Annotated in this window: 12 protein-coding genes and 2 tRNA genes; 13 read left to right on the forward strand and 1 reads right to left on the reverse strand. The window is 63.9% G+C overall.

What is annotated here, in order from left to right:
* From WS64_RS05650 to WS64_RS05695, 10 genes are all read left to right on the forward strand, one after another.
* Entirely contained in the window at positions 1-2,235 is a 2,235-nt protein-coding gene (locus WS64_RS05650) for a RelA/SpoT family protein (RefSeq protein WP_059638819.1), read from the forward strand.
* 84 nt (positions 2,236-2,319) lie between these two features.
* Positions 2,320-2,396: transfer RNA gene (locus tag WS64_RS05655), tRNA-Val, on the forward strand.
* A gap of 271 nt (positions 2,397-2,667) precedes the next feature.
* On the forward strand, positions 2,668-4,575 hold the full coding sequence (gene thrS / locus WS64_RS05660; RefSeq protein WP_006486105.1) for a threonine--tRNA ligase: 1,908 nt from the start codon (positions 2,668-2,670) through the stop codon (positions 4,573-4,575).
* A gap of 49 nt (positions 4,576-4,624) precedes the next feature.
* Positions 4,625-5,149 carry a translation initiation factor IF-3 gene (gene infC / locus WS64_RS05665; protein ID WP_071734130.1) on the forward strand — a complete coding sequence of 175 codons (525 nt, stop codon included), beginning with the start codon at positions 4,625-4,627 and terminating at the stop codon, positions 5,147-5,149.
* A 190-nt stretch (positions 5,150-5,339) separates the two neighbouring features.
* Positions 5,340-5,537 (forward strand): 50S ribosomal protein L35, encoded by a 198-nt coding sequence (gene rpmI / locus WS64_RS05670; protein ID WP_004191477.1) that lies wholly within the window; start codon positions 5,340-5,342, stop codon positions 5,535-5,537.
* Positions 5,538-5,567: 30 nt separating this feature from the next.
* On the forward strand, positions 5,568-5,927 hold the full coding sequence (gene rplT, locus WS64_RS05675; protein ID WP_004192938.1) for a 50S ribosomal protein L20: 360 nt from the start codon (positions 5,568-5,570) through the stop codon (positions 5,925-5,927).
* A 148-nt stretch (positions 5,928-6,075) separates the two neighbouring features.
* Positions 6,076-7,089, forward strand: coding sequence for a phenylalanine--tRNA ligase subunit alpha (gene pheS / locus WS64_RS05680; RefSeq protein WP_060965952.1), 1,014 nt, complete (start codon positions 6,076-6,078; stop codon positions 7,087-7,089).
* Between the two features lie 98 nt (positions 7,090-7,187).
* Positions 7,188-9,617: a phenylalanine--tRNA ligase subunit beta gene (gene pheT, locus WS64_RS05685; protein WP_060965953.1), complete on the forward strand. Its 2,430-nt coding sequence runs from the start codon at positions 7,188-7,190 to the stop codon at positions 9,615-9,617.
* Between the two features lie 72 nt (positions 9,618-9,689).
* Complete coding sequence (locus WS64_RS05690; protein WP_006486093.1) at positions 9,690-10,076, forward strand: integration host factor subunit alpha; 387 nt, start codon at positions 9,690-9,692, stop codon at positions 10,074-10,076.
* 56 nt (positions 10,077-10,132) lie between these two features.
* Positions 10,133-10,546 (forward strand): MerR family transcriptional regulator, encoded by a 414-nt coding sequence (locus tag WS64_RS05695; protein ID WP_060965954.1) that lies wholly within the window; start codon positions 10,133-10,135, stop codon positions 10,544-10,546.
* 85 nt (positions 10,547-10,631) lie between these two features.
* Here the strand turns inward: WS64_RS05695 and WS64_RS05700 are convergent, their stop codons facing one another.
* On the reverse strand, positions 10,632-12,842 hold the full coding sequence (locus tag WS64_RS05700) for a hypothetical protein (protein WP_060965955.1): 2,211 nt from the start codon (positions 12,840-12,842) through the stop codon (positions 10,632-10,634).
* A 390-nt stretch (positions 12,843-13,232) separates the two neighbouring features.
* On the opposite strand from WS64_RS05700, the gene WS64_RS05705 reads away from it, so the two are divergent.
* The 3 genes from WS64_RS05705 to WS64_RS32405 all read left to right on the forward strand — a co-directional run bounded on the left by WS64_RS05705 (position 13,233) and on the right by WS64_RS32405 (position 15,903).
* Positions 13,233-13,946 (forward strand): class I SAM-dependent methyltransferase, encoded by a 714-nt coding sequence (locus tag WS64_RS05705; RefSeq protein WP_060965956.1) that lies wholly within the window; start codon positions 13,233-13,235, stop codon positions 13,944-13,946.
* Positions 13,947-14,075: 129 nt separating this feature from the next.
* Positions 14,076-14,152 (forward strand) — tRNA-Pro (locus WS64_RS05710).
* Between the two features lie 131 nt (positions 14,153-14,283).
* Complete coding sequence (locus tag WS64_RS32405; RefSeq protein ID WP_167351609.1) at positions 14,284-15,903, forward strand: DUF6538 domain-containing protein; 1,620 nt, start codon at positions 14,284-14,286, stop codon at positions 15,901-15,903.
* The last annotated feature ends 304 nt before the right edge of the window (positions 15,904-16,207 follow it).

Raw genomic sequence — 16,207 nt, forward strand, 5'->3', positions numbered from 1 at the left:
ATGACCGAATCCGTTTCCGCTTCTCCCGTCGCGGCGCCGTCGTTCGACGACGTGCTCGCGTTCGTGCGCGAGCGGGCCGGCGACGCGCGCCTGTCGTCGGGCGAGCTGCTCGCCGATCACTCGGCGGGCACGGCGGCGATCATGCGCACGCTGAACGTCGATCCGCACGCGATGCAGGCCGCCGCGCTGTTCGTGCTGACGCCGCACCTGAGCGACCCCGAGCGCGAGCTGACCGAGCGTTTCGGCGACGAGGTCGCGCGGCTCGTGGCCGACGTGCGCAAGCTGTTGCGGCTCGGTACCGTCAGCCTGCGCGCCGCGCAGAACGCGAAGCCCGACGCCGGGCGCGACGCGGCGGAGGAGCGGCGCACGCAGATCGAGGCGCTGCGCAAGATGCTGCTCGCCTTCGCGCAGGACATCCGCGTGGTGCTGATCCGGCTCGCGTCGCGGTTGCAGTCGCTGCGCTACTACGCGGCCGCGAAGCTCGATCCGCCGCCCGACGTCGCGCGCGAGACGCTCGAGATCTATGCGCCGCTCGCGAACCGTCTCGGTATCTGGCAACTGAAGTGGGAGCTCGAGGATCTCGCGTTCCGCTTCGAGGATCCCGTCACCTACAAGCGGATCGCGAAGCTGCTCGACGAAAAGCGCATCGAGCGCGAGGCGTACGTCACGCAGGCGATCGCGCGGCTGCAGCACGAGCTCGCGCAGGCGCACATCCAGGCCGACGTGAGCGGCCGGCCGAAGCATATCTACAGCATCTGGCGCAAGATGCGCGGCAAGGAGCTCGATTTCTCCGAGCTGTACGACGTGCGCGCGTTTCGCGTGATCGTGCCCGACATCAAGGATTGCTACGCGGTGCTCGGCATCGTGCATCACCTGTGGCAGCCGGTGCCGAAGGAGTTCGACGACTACATCTCGCGGCCGAAGCCGAACGGCTACAAGTCGCTGCATACGGTCGTGATCGGTGACGACGGCCGCGCGTTCGAGGTGCAGATCCGCACGCAGGAAATGCATCGTTTCGCGGAGTATGGCGTCGCCGCGCACTGGCGCTACAAGGAGGCCGGCGCGCGCGGCTATGGCGGCCAGTTCTCGGCGAGCGACAAGTACGACGAGAAGATCGCGTGGCTGCGCCAGTTGCTCGCATGGAAGGACGACGTCGAGGACGGCGGCGAAGTGTCGGGCGACCAGGCGTGGGCGCAACTGCGCGAGACGTCGCTCGACGACGACCACATCTACGTGCTGACGCCGCAGGCGCGCGTGATCGCGCTGCCGCAGGGCGCGACGCCGGTCGATTTCGCGTACCACCTGCACAGCGAGCTCGGCCATCGCTGCCGTGGCGCGCGCGTCGACGGGGCGATGGTGCCGCTGAACACGCCGCTCGCCAACGGCCAGACGGTCGAGATCGTCGCGGTGAAGGAAGGCGGGCCGTCGCGCGACTGGCTGAACCTGCAGCTCGGTTACCTGAAGAGCTCGCGCGCGCGGCAGAAGGTGCGTGCGTGGTTCAACTCGATCGAGCAGGAAGAAAACGTCGCGCACGGCCGCGCGCTCGTCGAAAAGACGCTGCAGCGCGAGGGCAAGACGTCGGTCAACCTGGACAACCTCGCCGCGAAGCTCGGGTTCAAGTCGCCCGAGGAACTGTTCTCGGTCGTCGGCAAGGAAGAGTTCAGCCTGCGCAACGTCGAGCACGCGCTGTCCGATGCGCCGCCGCCGGAACCGGCGCCCGAGGCGCCGGCCGATTTCGAGAAGCGCAGCAGCGGTGCGAGCGTCGCGCACGGCGCGTCGACCGGCGTGCTGGTGGTGGGCGTCGACGCGCTGCTGACGCAACTGGCGCGCTGCTGCCGTCCGGCGCCGCCCGATCCGATCAGCGGTTTCGTCACGCGCGGCAAGGGAATGTCGATCCACCGCAGCGACTGCCCGACGTTTCGCCGGATGGTCGAGCGCGCGCCGGAGCGCGTGCTGCAGACGACGTGGTCGGCCGACGTGCTGGGCGGGCGCGGCGCGTCCGTCTATCCGGTCGACCTGATGATCGAGGCGAGCGACCGGCAAGGGTTGCTGCGCGATATCTCCGAAGTGTTCGCGCGCGAAAAGATCAACGTCGTGGGCGTGAAGACCCAGAGCCGCCGCAATGCGGCGTTCATGCAGTTCACGGTCGAGGTATCGAATTCGGCGCAGGTGCAGCGCGCGTGCACGCTGCTCGGCGAGGTGCAGGGCGTCGTGCGGGCGGGGCGGAAATCGTAATGGGGTTGGAACGGCGCCATTTTGCTGCGACCGCATAAAACACTTGCCAAGCCGGCCGCTGCCCCATATAATCTTAGCTTCTCTAGGCTCGTAGCTCAGCTGGTTAGAGCACCACCTTGACATGGTGGGGGTCGTTGGTTCGAGTCCAATCGAGCCTACCAACGAATTGAGAATGCCCGGCCTCCGGGTGTTCGAAGCAGTACACAACTCAACGCGAACAAGGCGAATACGGTTATGACACCGCGAACGTTGACCGAAACCACTTCGGAGCGACGCTAGTCGAGGAACGTTTTCGCCCTTTCAGTTTGAGTGAAGTATCGAATGCGGCCCCTCGAAAGCGGGGCCGCATTTTTTTTGTCGCGAAATTTTCATGCGCGAGTTCGATCTCGCGTACCTGGTCTGCCGCCCACTGTCGGCATCACGGAGAGTGCTATGGTTTCGATACGCTTGCCTGACGGCTCAGTTCGACAATACGAGCATCCGGTGACAGTCGCCGAGGTTGCGGCCTCGATCGGTCCCGGTCTTGCGAAGGCTGCGCTTGGTGGCAAGCTCGATGGCGAGCTCGTGGATACGTCGACGGTAATCGACCGCGACGCGTCGCTCGCGATCGTCACGGACAAGGATGCCGACGGCCTCGACATCATCCGCCATTCGACCGCCCACTTGCTCGCGTATGCGGTGAAGGAACTGTATCCGGACGCGCAGGTGACGATCGGCCCGGTGATCGACAACGGTTTCTATTACGACTTCTCGTACAACCGCCCGTTTACGCCGGAAGATCTGGAAAAGATCGAAAAGCGCATGCAGGAACTCGCGAAGAAGGACGAGCCGGTCACGCGCCGTGTCGTGTCGCGCGACGAGGCGGCCGGTTACTTCCGCAGCATCGGCGAGAAGTACAAGGCCGAGATCATCGAATCGATTCCGCAAAGCGATGAAATCAAGCTGTACTCGCACGGCGGCTTCACCGATCTGTGTCGCGGCCCGCACGTGCCGTCCACCGGCAAGCTGAAGGTCTTCAAGCTGATGAAGGTCGCCGGCGCGTACTGGCGCGGCGATTCGAAGAACGAGCAGCTGCAGCGGATCTACGGCACGGCCTGGACGAAGAAGGAAGACCAGGACCAGTACCTGCACATGCTCGAGGAAGCGGAAAAGCGCGACCACCGCAAGCTGGGCAAGCAGCTCGACCTGTTCCACATGCAGGAAGAGTCGCCGGGCATGGTGTTCTGGCATCCGAAGGGCTGGGCGCTGTGGCAGCAGGTCGAGCAGTACATGCGCCGCCGCGTCAACGAAGCCGGCTATCTCGAGATCAAGACGCCGATGATCATGGACCGCTCGCTGTGGGAAGCGTCGGGCCACTGGCAGAACTATCGCGAGAACATGTTCACGACGGAGTCGGAGAAACGCGACTACGCGATCAAGCCGATGAACTGCCCGGGCCACGTCCAGGTGTTCAAGCACGGCCTGCGTTCGTACCGCGATCTCCCGCTGCGCTACGCGGAATTCGGCTCGTGCCACCGCAACGAGGCGTCGGGCGCGCTGCACGGCCTGATGCGCGTGCGCGGCTTCGTGCAGGACGATGCGCACATCTTCTGTACGGAAGACCAGTTCATCTCGGAATCGATCGCGTTCAACACGCTGGCCATGAGCGTGTACAAGGATTTCGGCTTCGATCACATCGACATCAAGCTGTCGCTGCGCCCCGACCAGCGTGCGGGCACGGACGAGACGTGGGATCGCGCCGAGCAGGGTCTGCGCGATGCGCTGACCGCCTGTGGCCTCACGTGGGAAGAGTTGCCGGGCGAGGGTGCGTTCTACGGCCCGAAGATCGAGTACCACATCAAGGATGCGCTCGGCCGCTCGTGGCAGTGCGGCACGCTGCAGCTCGACATGGTGCTGCCGGAGCGCCTGGGCGCCGAGTACGTGGCGGAAGACAACAGCCGCCGCCGGCCGGTGATGCTGCACCGCGCGATCGTCGGTTCGATGGAGCGTTTCCTTGGCATTTTGATCGAGCACCATGCTGGTGCAATGCCGGTTTGGCTCGCGCCGTACCAGGCAATTGTGCTCAATATCGCCGAAAGTCAGGCCGAATATGCGCAGTCTCTGGCCCAATCGTTGCAAAAACAAGGGGTTAGAGTGGCGGCCGATTTGCGCAACGAGAAGATTAGCTATAAAATACGCGAGCACACGCTGGAAAAGGTGCCTTATCTCCTCGTCGTGGGCGATAAGGAGCGTGATGCGCAAACGGTAGCCGTGCGTGCCCGTGGCGGCGTCGACCTTGGCGTTATGCCGGTCGAAGCCTTCGTTGAGCGTCTGCAGGAAGACCTGCGCTCGTTCAAGTAACCGCCCTGGCAGCGCGGCTCGTTTTTTTAATTTTTAGAGGAAACGTAACATCGCTACTGATAAGTCGTCGCACCGCATCAACGGTGAAATCACTGCGCCGGAAGTGCGCCTGGTCGGGATCGAGAATGAACCGCTCGGTATCGTAAAACTCGCTGACGCTTTCCGTAAATCGGAAGAACTGGATGTTGACCTGGTGGAAATCGCGCCGCAAGCGGTGCCGCCGGTTTGCCGTCTGATGGATTACGGCAAGTTCAAGTACCAGGAATCGAAGAAGCAGCACGAAGCGAAGCTGAAGCAGAAGGTCATCCAGGTCAAGGAAGTCAAGTTCCGTCCGGGTACCGATGACGGGGATTACAACGTCAAGCTCCGCAATCTCGTGCGCTTCCTCGAAGAGGGCGACAAGACGAAGATCACGTTGCGTTTCCGCGGCCGCGAAATGGCTCACCAGGAAATCGGTATGCGGATGCTCGAGCGTCTGCGCACGGATCTCGAGGAAGTCGGCCAGGTCGAGCAGATGCCGAAGATGGAAGGGCGCCAGATGATCATGGTGCTCTCGCCGAAGAAAAAGAAGTAACGGGCCCGCGCGCATCGCGCGCAGGTTCGACAGTGGTTCGGCGCGTTGCCCGGTCAGGGCGGCGCGCCAGCAACGACGGCGGCTGCGCGAGCGGTTCGCCGTACACAAGTGGACTGGGTTTCGAAGGGCGGGTCAAGGGCGCAAGCCAACCGCACACCCATCGCCATCTAATAAACTGGAGTTGTTCGTCATGCCTAAGATGAAGACCAAGAAGAGCGCTGCAAAGCGCTTCGTGGTGCGTCCGGGCGGTACCGTCAAGCGCGGTCAAGCCTTCAAGCGCCACATCCTGACCAAGAAAACCACGAAGAACAAGCGCCATCTGCGCGGCGCAACGGCAGTTCACGATTCCGATCTGAACTCCGTCCGCGCGATGCTCCCGTTCGCGTAACCCCTCAACTGATACTCCAAGGAGAGAAACATGCCTCGAGTCAAACGTGGGGTAACCGCACGGGCCCGCCACAAGAAGATCATCAACCTGGCCAAGGGTTATCGCGGCCGTCGCAATAACGTCTACCGCATCGCCAAGCAGGCGGTGATGCGCGCTGGTCAGTACGCGTACCGCGATCGCCGCAACAAGAAGCGTGTGTTCCGCGCACTGTGGATCACGCGTATCAACGCGGCAGTTCGCCAGCACGACATGACCTACAGCGTGTTCATCAACGGCCTGAAGAAGGCGTCGATCGAACTCGACCGTAAGGTGCTGGCCGACATGGCGGTGTTCGACAAGGCTGCTTTTGCTGCGATCGTCAAGCAGGTGAAAGCCGCCGTTGCAGCCTAATTGCGAAATTAGCACTGCGTGGTTAGTTGCAGCGAGGTTCCGGTAGTCTCGGCCGCTGCAGCGAAAACGGGGCTCTTCCGAGCCCCTTTTTTGTTTGGTGGGTAGATTTTCTCGCCAAGACCGAATGACGTTGGAAATGATGGGATCTATGGATCTGGACCAGATTGTCGCCGACGCGCAGCAGTCCTTCGAACAGGCTGCCGACATCACCACGCTCGAAAACGAGAAAGCTCGATTTCTCGGTAAATCGGGTGCGCTGACCGAGTTGCTCAAGGGCCTCGGCAAGCTCGATCCCGAAGCACGCAAGACCGAAGGCGCACGCATCAACGTCGCGAAGCAGCAGGTTGAAGCCGCGCTCACCGCCCGTCGCCAGGCACTGGCCGACGCGCTGCTGAATCAGCGCCTCACCGCCGAAGCGATCGACGTGACGCTGCCGGGCCGCGGCGCCGGCACAGGCAGCCTGCACCCGGTGATGCGCACGTGGGAGCGGGTCGAACGGATTTTCGGCTCGATCGGTTTCGACGTGGCCGACGGCCCCGAAATCGAGACCGACTGGTACAACTTCACGTCGCTGAACAGCCCGGAGAACCATCCGGCGCGTTCGATGCAGGACACCTTCTACGTCGAAGGCAAGGATGCCGACGGCCGTCAGCTGCTGCTGCGCACGCACACGAGCCCGATGCAGGTGCGTTATGCGCGCACGAACCGTCCGCCGATCAAGGTGATCGCACCGGGCCGCACGTATCGCGTCGACAGCGATGCGACCCACTCGCCGATGTTCAATCAGGTCGAGGGGCTGTGGATCGACGAAAACATCAGCTTCGCCGATCTCAAGGGCGTCTATACCGACTTCCTGAAAAAATTCTTCGAGCGCGACGACATCCTCGTGCGCTTCCGTCCGTCGTATTTCCCGTTCACGGAACCGTCGGCCGAGATCGACATGATGTTCGAGCAAGGCAAGAACGCCGGCAAGTGGCTCGAAATTTCCGGCTCGGGCCAGGTGCATCCGACCGTGATCCGCAACATGGGCCTCGACCCCGAGCGCTACATCGGTTTCGCGTTCGGCAGCGGCCTCGAGCGCCTGACGATGCTGCGCTACGGCGTGCAGGATCTGCGGCTGTTCTTCGAGAACGATCTGCGTTTCCTGCGCCAGTTCGCGTAACGCTGCTCGCCGCGCCGACATGTGCCCGTGCATGCCCCCGCCGGACGTTTCCGAAGGGGCCCGGGCGCCGATCTAACCCGTTTCGAACGTAGACATCCATGCAATTCCCTGAATCCTGGTTGAGAACCTTTGTCGACCCGCAGCTGACGACCGACGAGCTGTCGCACGCGCTGACGATGGCGGGGCTCGAAGTCGAATCGCTGAGCAAGGCGGCGCCGCCGACGTCGAAGATCGTCGTCGGCCGCGTGCTCGAAGTCGTCAAGCATCCGGATGCGGACAAGCTCAATGTCTGCCAGGTCGACGCCGGCACCGGCGCGACGCTGAACATCGTCTGCGGCGCGCCGAACGTGGCGCCCGGCATCAAGGTGCCGGTCGCGCTGGTGGGCGCGGAACTGCCGCCGGCGGAAGAGGGCGGCAAGCCGTTCGCGATCAAGCTGTCGAAGCTGCGCGGCGTGGAGAGCCAGGGGATGCTGTGCTCGGCGCGCGAGCTGAAGCTGTCGGAAGACCACAGCGGGTTGCTGATCCTGCCGGAAGACACGCCGATCGGCCAGGACATCCGCGAGACCCTCAATCTCGACGACACGATCTTCGAAATCAAGCTGACGCCGAACAAGGCCGACTGCCTGTCGGTGTTCGGCATCGCGCGCGAGACGGCCGCGATCACCGGCGCGCCGCTGACGCCGGTCGACATCCGCCCGGTGAACGTCGAGCTCGACGAAACGTTGCCGGTGCGCATCGCCGCGCCGGATCTGTGCGGCCGTTTTTCGGGCCGCGTGATCCGCGGCGTGAACGCGGGCGCGAAGACGCCGCAGTGGATGGTCGAGCGCCTCGAGCGTTCGGGCCAGCGCAGCGTGTCCGCGCTCGTCGACATCTCGAACTACGTGATGTTCGAACTCGGCCGCCCGTCGCACGTGTTCGATCTCGACAAGATCCACGGCGGCATCGAGGTTCGTTGGGGCAAGCGCGGCGAATCGCTGAAGCTGCTCAACGGCAACACGGTCGAACTCGACGAAACGGTCGGCGTGATTGCGGACGACCGTCAGGTCGAAAGCCTGGCCGGCATCATGGGCGGCGACAGCACGGCCGTCACGCTCGATACGACCAACATCTACCTGGAAGCCGCGTTCTGGTGGCCGGACAGCATCCGCGGCCGCGCGCGCAAGTACAACTTCTCGACCGATGCGGCCCATCGCTTCGAGCGCGGCGTCGATTACGCGACGACCGTCGAACACGTCGAGCGCATCACGCAACTGATCCTCGAGATCTGCGGCGGCAAGGCCGGCCCGGTCGACGATCAGGCGGTGAACCTGCCGCAGCGCGCGCCGGTGAAGATGCGCGTGTCGCGCGCGAACCGCATCATCGGCGTGAAGATCGGCGCCGACGAGATCGCGAACATCTTCACGCGCCTCGGCCTGCCGTTCGAGCGTGAAGACGACGCGTTCCTCGTCACGCCGCCGTCGCACCGCTTCGACATCGAGATCGAGGAAGACCTGATCGAGGAAGTGGCGCGCATCTACGGCTTCGAGAAGATCCCCGCGCGGCCGCCGGTCGCGACGAGCGAAATGCGCGCGACCCACGAAACGCGGCGTTCGATCCACGACATTCGTCACGCGCTGGCCGCGCGCGACTACGCGGAAACCGTCAACTTCAGCTTCGTCGATGCGGAGTGGGAGCGCGATTTCGCGGGCAACGACAACCCGATTCGTCTGCTGAATCCGATCGCGAGCCAGCTTTCGGTGATGCGCACGACGCTGTTCGGCAGCCTGATCGCCGTGCTGCGCCACAACCTGAACCGTCGCGCCGATCGCGTGCGCGTGTTCGAGTCGGGTCGCGTGTTCGTCGCCGATCCGTCGGTGAAGGCCGGCGAGCTGGCGGTCGAGGGGCATGCGCAGCCGAAGCGCGTCGGTGCGCTTGCGTACGGTCCGGCACTCGACGAGCAGTGGGGCGTGGCGACCCGCGCGGTCGATTTCTTCGACGTGAAGGGCGATCTCGAAGCGCTGCTCGCGCCGGCGGTGGCACGCTTCGTGAAGGCCGAGCATCCGGCCCTTCATCCGGGCCGCAGCGCACGCATCGAGGTCGACGGCCGCGCGGTCGGCTGGATCGGCGAACTGCATCCGCGTCTGATGCAGAAGTACGAGCTGCCGCACGCGCCGGTGATGTTCGAGATCGACGCGGACGCGCTGATCGCACGTGCGCTGCCCGCGCCGACCGACGTGTCGAAATTCCCGCCGGTCCGTCGCGATATCGCCGTTGTCGTCGATCAGGCGGTCGAGGTACAGGCCCTTTTCGACGAAATGAAGAAGGCGCTTGCGGAAGACGCCTGCCGATTCGTTCAGAAGGTTGTACTCTTCGACGAATTTCGTGCAAAATCAAATACTTCCGGTGGCCTTGCCGCGAACGAGAAGAGCCTTGCGTTCCGCGTGACGCTGCAGGACGCGGCTGGCACGCTGCAGGACGAGGTCGTCGATCAGGCGATCCAGACGCTGGTCGAGCGGATGGCGCGTGCCGGTGCGCGTCTGCGCGGCTAGGGAGAGGGCCCGCCCGTTCGCGGGCGGCTTTTTTCCATCGTAAGTTTTGATTCAACGCGCTGTATGGCAGATATGAACGACATGACCTCGAGTGAATTCGAAGCCCTCCTGACGGCGCAACGCAGCGCGATGAACCGCGACGCTTCGGCGCCGGCGTCCACCGAGACGCCGACGCTGACGAAGGCGGAACTGGCGGAGCTGTTGTTCGACAGCGTCGGGCTGAACAAGCGTGAAGCGAAGGACATGGTCGAGGCGTTTTTCGAAGTGATCCGCGACGCGCTCGAAAACGGTGAAAGCGTCAAGCTGTCGGGGTTCGGCAATTTCCAGTTGCGCGACAAGCCGCAGCGTCCGGGCCGCAATCCGAAGACGGGCGAGGCGATTCCGATCGCGGCCCGCCGGGTGGTAACCTTCCACGCGAGCCAGAAACTGAAGGCGCTGGTCGAAAACGGCGCGGAGTAACACGCGCCGGCGCCCCTGCGCGGCCCCGCGCATCCCTTACCGACGGTTAACCGACGATGACCACCACGGTTGAGAAAGTCGTTTTGCCTCCGATTCCCGCGAAGCGCTACTTCACGATCGGCGAAGTCAGCGAGCTGTGCGGGGTCAAGCCACATGTGCTGCGTTACTGGGAACAGGAATTCACTCAGTTGCGGCCGGTGAAGCGGCGCGGCAACCGGCGGTATTACCAGCATCACGAGGTGCTGCTGATCCGGCGGATTCGCGAGTTGCTGTACGAGCAGGGCTTCACGATCAACGGCGCGCGCAACCGGCTCGATTCGCCGGGCAGCGAGCGGGCCGCGGCGGAGCCGGTCGACTCCGACGCGCAGGCAAACGATGGGCGCGGGGCGGGCAAGCCCGGCGAAAACGTCGACGTCATTGCGTTGCGGCAGGCGTTGCTGGACGTGATCGACGGACTGAAACACGACTGAGTGCGCGCCGCGCAGGATGCGTTGAAAAGCCCGGTTGGCGATCTGCCACCGGGCTTTTTTCATGCGGGCCGTGCTTGCTTGCGGATCAGCGCGACGCAAGCGGATTCTTCTGTCCGATGTCGACGACCAGCGTGCCGTCCGGCAGCATCCGCACCGAGCCCTGCGCGACCTGGCTGCGATAGTCGTACAGGTCGAACCGCATCGGCCCGGCCTCGGCCGAATTCCGGATCAGCGCGCGCACGTTCAGTTCGAGCACGTTGAACATCTTCATGTCGCCGCCTTCCATCCACATATAGCTCGGCGCGTCGATCTGCGGCCGCTTCGGCGCGGGCGCGCCCGCCGCGCGCCGGAACGTGAGACGCAATCCATCGCGCTCGACGGTGGCCTGGGCCAGCTTGCCGTTCAGCACGGGCGGCGGGAACACGGTGTACTGGTCGAGCACGAGCGTGTCGCCGCGCAGTTCCGCGCCGCGTCGCCGCAACGGCGTCAGCGATGCGAGCTCGATGCCGAGCGAGCGCAGCAGCGTGGCCTGCGGGATGCCGAGCACCGACACCTGCGACGGCGTGAAGGCGAGATGCCGGTCGTCGAGCACCGTCAGCGAGCCCTTCATGTCGGTCGGCAGCCAGACACCCGGTACGTGATTCCACAGCTTGATGCCGCCCTGGACGCGCAGGTCCTGGCCGTCCGCGCTCAGTTGCAGGTCGTTCAGCGAGCGCGGCGAATAGTCGAGCAGGTAGTCGTTGAACAGCGCCGACATCGCCTTCCACGACTCGACGACCGTGCCGCCGAGAATGCGGATGTCGTACTGGTTCGGGTCGTCGAGATCGACGGGTTCGCCCGGGCGCTTCGACACGAGTTCCACGTCGAGATCGTCGACATGAAAGCCGATGTCACCGGACAGGTTGAAATCGACGTTGCGCAGATGGATCGTCGGGTTGCGGTTCGACACGTACCGTTCGTTGAACGGCGTCGACGACGTGCGTCGCATCGCGACCTTCTGCATGCCGGGCCGCATCGCGTCCGCCGCGAGCGCGGACGCTTCCCAGTGCTGGCGCACGTCGCGTAGCGCATTCTGCTGCGCGGCGAGAAAGCTGTCGTTCAGGCGCGCGGCCGCGTTGCCGAGCGCCGCGCCGCTGGCCGGGCCCGTATACGAAGGCATCCGGATCGTCATCGCGCCGCTTTCGTCGAAGTTGAAGTAGCCGGCCGATACCTGGTCGCGATAGTGATACAGGTCGAACACGAACGTCTGGTCGCGCTTCGACGGGTCGACCGGCCCGATCAGGATGTCCGCGTTCATCGGCATCGAGCGCATGAATTTCACGTCGCCGCCGCGGATGTACATCGCCTGCTGCGGCGCGTTCGCGGGCATCGCGAAGCCGGCATGCGTGCCGTCGTCGAGCTTCAGGTCGAGGCCGGCCGGCGTCACGCGCACGGCGGTGATCGTGAGTTTCAGGCGCGGCGGCGGCATCAGCTTGTCGACGGCCATCACGAGATCGTCGCCGGCGAGTTGCGCGATCGGTGTCTGCACCTTCAACAGGTCGGCCATTTTCACGTTGGCCGCGCGCATCACCGGCTGCGCGTCGAGGCCCGACACGCGTACGCCGGTCGGGTGGAACACGAGCTGGCTGCCGTCGCGGACCGCGAGCGTGCCGGTCAGCGAGAACGGTACCCAGCCGTCGCGCCGCATCTCGCCTTGCAGATGGATCACGCCGTCGCCGGCCGACACCGCGAGCTTGCGCAGCGGCGCGTTGCGATAGCCGAAGATGTAGGTGTTGAAGAGGGCGGTCAGCTTCGCGTTGTCGAGCGTGACCGTGCCTTCGTGCACGTCGATCTCGAAGCTCGTCGGATCGTCGAATACGATCGGCGCGCCGGCTTGCGTCGGCACGAGCGTGGCCGACAACTGATGGATGAAGAAGCCGAGGTTGTTGACGACGCGGAAATCGACGTCGCGCAGGAACGTCATCGCGCCGTTCTGGCCCGAGTCGCGCAGCGTGAACGGGCGCGGCTGCGTGAGGCTGATCGACGCGAGCGACGGCACGGTGCGCGCAAGCTGCCGTTCGCGCGCGAGGCGCTCGGCCTTGGCGCGTTCGATCTTCGTGGATGCGATGGATGTGTTGCTGTCGCGCTGCGCGGCGGATTCCGCGCAGCCCGCGCAGAGCAGCGCGAGCGCCAGCGCGCCGCAGCCGAACAGGCGGGATGTCGTGTGCGACTGCGGGGCGGCCGTGCGTCGCCGGCCGGAAAACCAGTCGAAAATTGCCAAAGGCGAGCGATGGCCGCGCCGGACCGTATTCCGCATCGTCTGTCTCCATGTCTTGTCTTGATCGACGGCGGCGCGCCAGTGCCCGGCGCGAGCGTCGATGCCGTGCAGTGTGTCATAGCGCGCTAGAGCGGCGTCACCAAACAACCGCCGCCCCGGCGCGCCGCGCCGGCGGGCGCCCAGACAACGGATTCGCGCCGGGGGTACGGCCGGATCAAACGGTCGTTTGGTTTGTGCGGGCCGCCGGTGGCTATCGTTCGAAGCGATCCTGAAAACTCGCGGCCCGCCTTGGCCGGCACGGGTTTCGCCCGATGCAGAGGCGGCGCGGCCCCGGGCATCGACGGATACGATCGGCGACGGCGGCGGGGTAAGATCGGCATCAGTGGCGGGTTCGACATCACAACACGGCAGCCATCACGGGGAAGCGCCATGGACCTGAAGGAAGTCGACGTACTGGGTGCGGGGGTGGGCGATCACTGGTACTACGCGTCGAAGGCGAGCGCGATTCGCCGGTTCCTGGGCGCGACTGGCGCGAACCGGATACTCGACGTCGGGGCGGGCTCGGGGTTTTTCTCGAAGCATCTGCTCGAACGCACGCACGCGATGGAAGCATGGTGTGTCGATACGAGCTATGCCGACGACAGCGACGGCGAGGCGGCCGGCAAGCCCATTCACTTTCGGCGCTCCGTCGATCGATTCGATGCCGATCTCGTGTTGCTGATGGACGTGCTAGAGCATGTCGACGACGACGTCGGGCTGCTGACGCAGTATGTGCAGGGCGCGCCTTCGGGCAGCCGGTTCCTGATCACGGTGCCCGCGTTCCAGTTCCTGTGGAGCGGCCACGACGATTTCCTCGAGCACAAGCGCAGGTATACGCTCGGCGGGCTGGAGAACGTGGTCCGGCGTGCAGGGCTCGACGTCGAGCGCGGCGCCTATTATTTCGGCCTCACGTTTCCGCTCGCGGCCGCATTGCGGCTCGGCGAGCGGGCACGTTCGCATCCGCGCGAGCCCGCGTCGCAATTGCGTCGTCATCATCCGTTCGTCAACGGCTTGCTCAAGACGATCTGCCGCATCGAGTTGCCGATGTTCCGCTTCAATCGCGTTGCCGGCCTGACGGTCATCTGTGTCGCGCGCAAGCGGTGACGGCGACGGGGGCGGCACCGTAGATTGCTCGCGTCGACGCCATCGCGCCGAAAAATTTCACGAGAACACGGACAAAATGCATGCGACCCGTTCTAAATCGGGAAACTGTCTGTTATAATTTTTTTCTTTCGGGGCGTAGCGCAGCCTGGTAGCGTACCTGCATGGGGTGCAGGTGGTCGGAGGTTCAAATCCTCTCGCCCCGACCAGGAATCAAGGCCTGGAAGGCTCGTCAGTAAAGGGTTTCCTTATCTGGGGTAGCTTTCCAGGCCTTTCCTTTTTCCGGGTGTGTCAGTTTGGTGTGTCAATTCCGCCGTGCAACAATGCGGAGATGACTGACTTGGCAACCCTTCCCACTGGCGTCTATTTGCGCCCAGGCTCGTCCGTGTTCCACCTCCGGATCGGCGTGCCCAAAGACCTGCAACAACACTTCCGCAATCCAAAGACGGGCAAACCGAGGGCCGATGCCTTTCGGGCGAGTCTCAGGACAAGCAATCGAATCGAGGCCTGCACGCGGGCACACGAAATCATCGCGGAATGGCAACGGCGGTTTGAAGCCCTTAGGGCGAAAACCGAACCCGCTCCGTTTGTAACGCTTACCCCGGCGTTGGCACAACAGTTCAAAGAGGCAGTCCGACGCAGGATTCTCGGAGGGGATGATGGCTTCCGGTTCGGCGCGGCCGGAAATGACAGACTGTGGACGCTTGCGCGGCAAGGCTATGCTGGCTGGAAACGCGATTGCGCGGACGCCCTGAGTCGGGGAAAGCTCGATTTCGCCTTGGGTTTCGCCAACAGCACTGCGGAATCTTGGGGTATTCGGGTCGATTGGGCGTCACCCGAAGGGACGCAATGTCTGATTCAAATTGGGCGTGCCGTTGTAGCTGCTTTGATGGACGTGGAAAAGCGGGATCAAGGCGAACCAGTCGAAACCCCGACCAGACCACAGCCGCCGATACAACACACGGCTAGCAGGCCGCCCCAGACGTTGCGCGAAGTCGTTCCTGCCTGGATCGCCCGTAATGCCCCTAAAGACAACGCAATTGGACGAACAGAGAAGGCGCTGGCGCTGTTCGAGCAGGCCGTGGGCCGCGTGCCACTTAGTCAGCTCACCAAGGCAACGGGGGCTGTATTTCTCGACTTCCTGCTAGACCCGGCTCGCGGATGGTCCCGAAAGACTGCTGGAAATCATGCTGCCTGCATTACGTCCCTAGCAAACGTCGCAGTGAAGGCTGATTTACTGGAGCGGAACCCGCTCGACCTCACGTTTGACAAGACTATCGGGGCGAAATCGCGTGGGCCTTGGACCGACGATGAACTGCGGCGCATGTTCGGTCATTCACTGTTCTCTGCTCGCATGGCGGCCGTCCCCCATTGGCAGGACGTAGCGCCGTCTGATGGTCGCGCTTTGCTGCTGTTACTGCTGCACACTGGGGCACGCATTGGCGAGATTGCGCAGCTACGGAAAGAGGACTTCCAGACCCGTAACGGGGTTACGGTGATACGGATCACTGCTGAGGCGGGCACGGTCAAGACTCAGGAGTCCGAGCGAGTCGTACCGCTGGCCGCGCACCTCTTGGCCGATCCTTGGTTTACCCAGTGGCTCCAGGAAATCCCGGGCGGTACCGGTTCCGCATTCCCGTCTGCGTGGGGGCGTGCTCGGGGACCGGGTGACACTATGGGCCAATGGTTCCATCAGTTCCGCAAGGATGCAGTATTACCTGAAGGGGCGCTTGAAGGCTCGCACAAGTTTCGCCATTGGCTCCGGTCGTCCCTGGCAGAGAAGCATGTGGGCGAAGCTACGATGGATTCTATAACCGGGCATAGCGCCCAGGGTTCCGCAGGGCGTAAGACCTACACCGCCGCCGCGTCGCTCCAGACCATGCTGGAAGCTCTCGACCGTATCGACTGGCCCAAGATCACGGCGCATGATGGACATGCAACGCCCAAGGCGAAGGAGTGACTGTGAACAAGAGCAGGACGAGAGCTACCAACGCCCGTCTACACGCAGACGCATTGCGGCTGCAAGCCGATAGCAGACGGCTACGTGAAGCTATGCAGGCCGAGAGTATGAGGCTGCTAGATGACATGCACGCGGCCCGTCGATGGGATCGGTGGGCATTCCTGGCGTGCGTGTGCGGTCTCATCCTGTTTTGCGGGTTCGCGCTCGGGACGTGGCTCATGCACTAACCGGGAGCGCAAAGGGCGTCCGCGCCGTCCCCGCGATTCACGCTGCAGGGCCCACATCGATACATCCCTTTCAGCGA

The organism is Burkholderia anthina (assembly GCF_001547525.1).
GTDB classification, from domain to species: domain Bacteria; phylum Pseudomonadota; class Gammaproteobacteria; order Burkholderiales; family Burkholderiaceae; genus Burkholderia; species Burkholderia semiarida.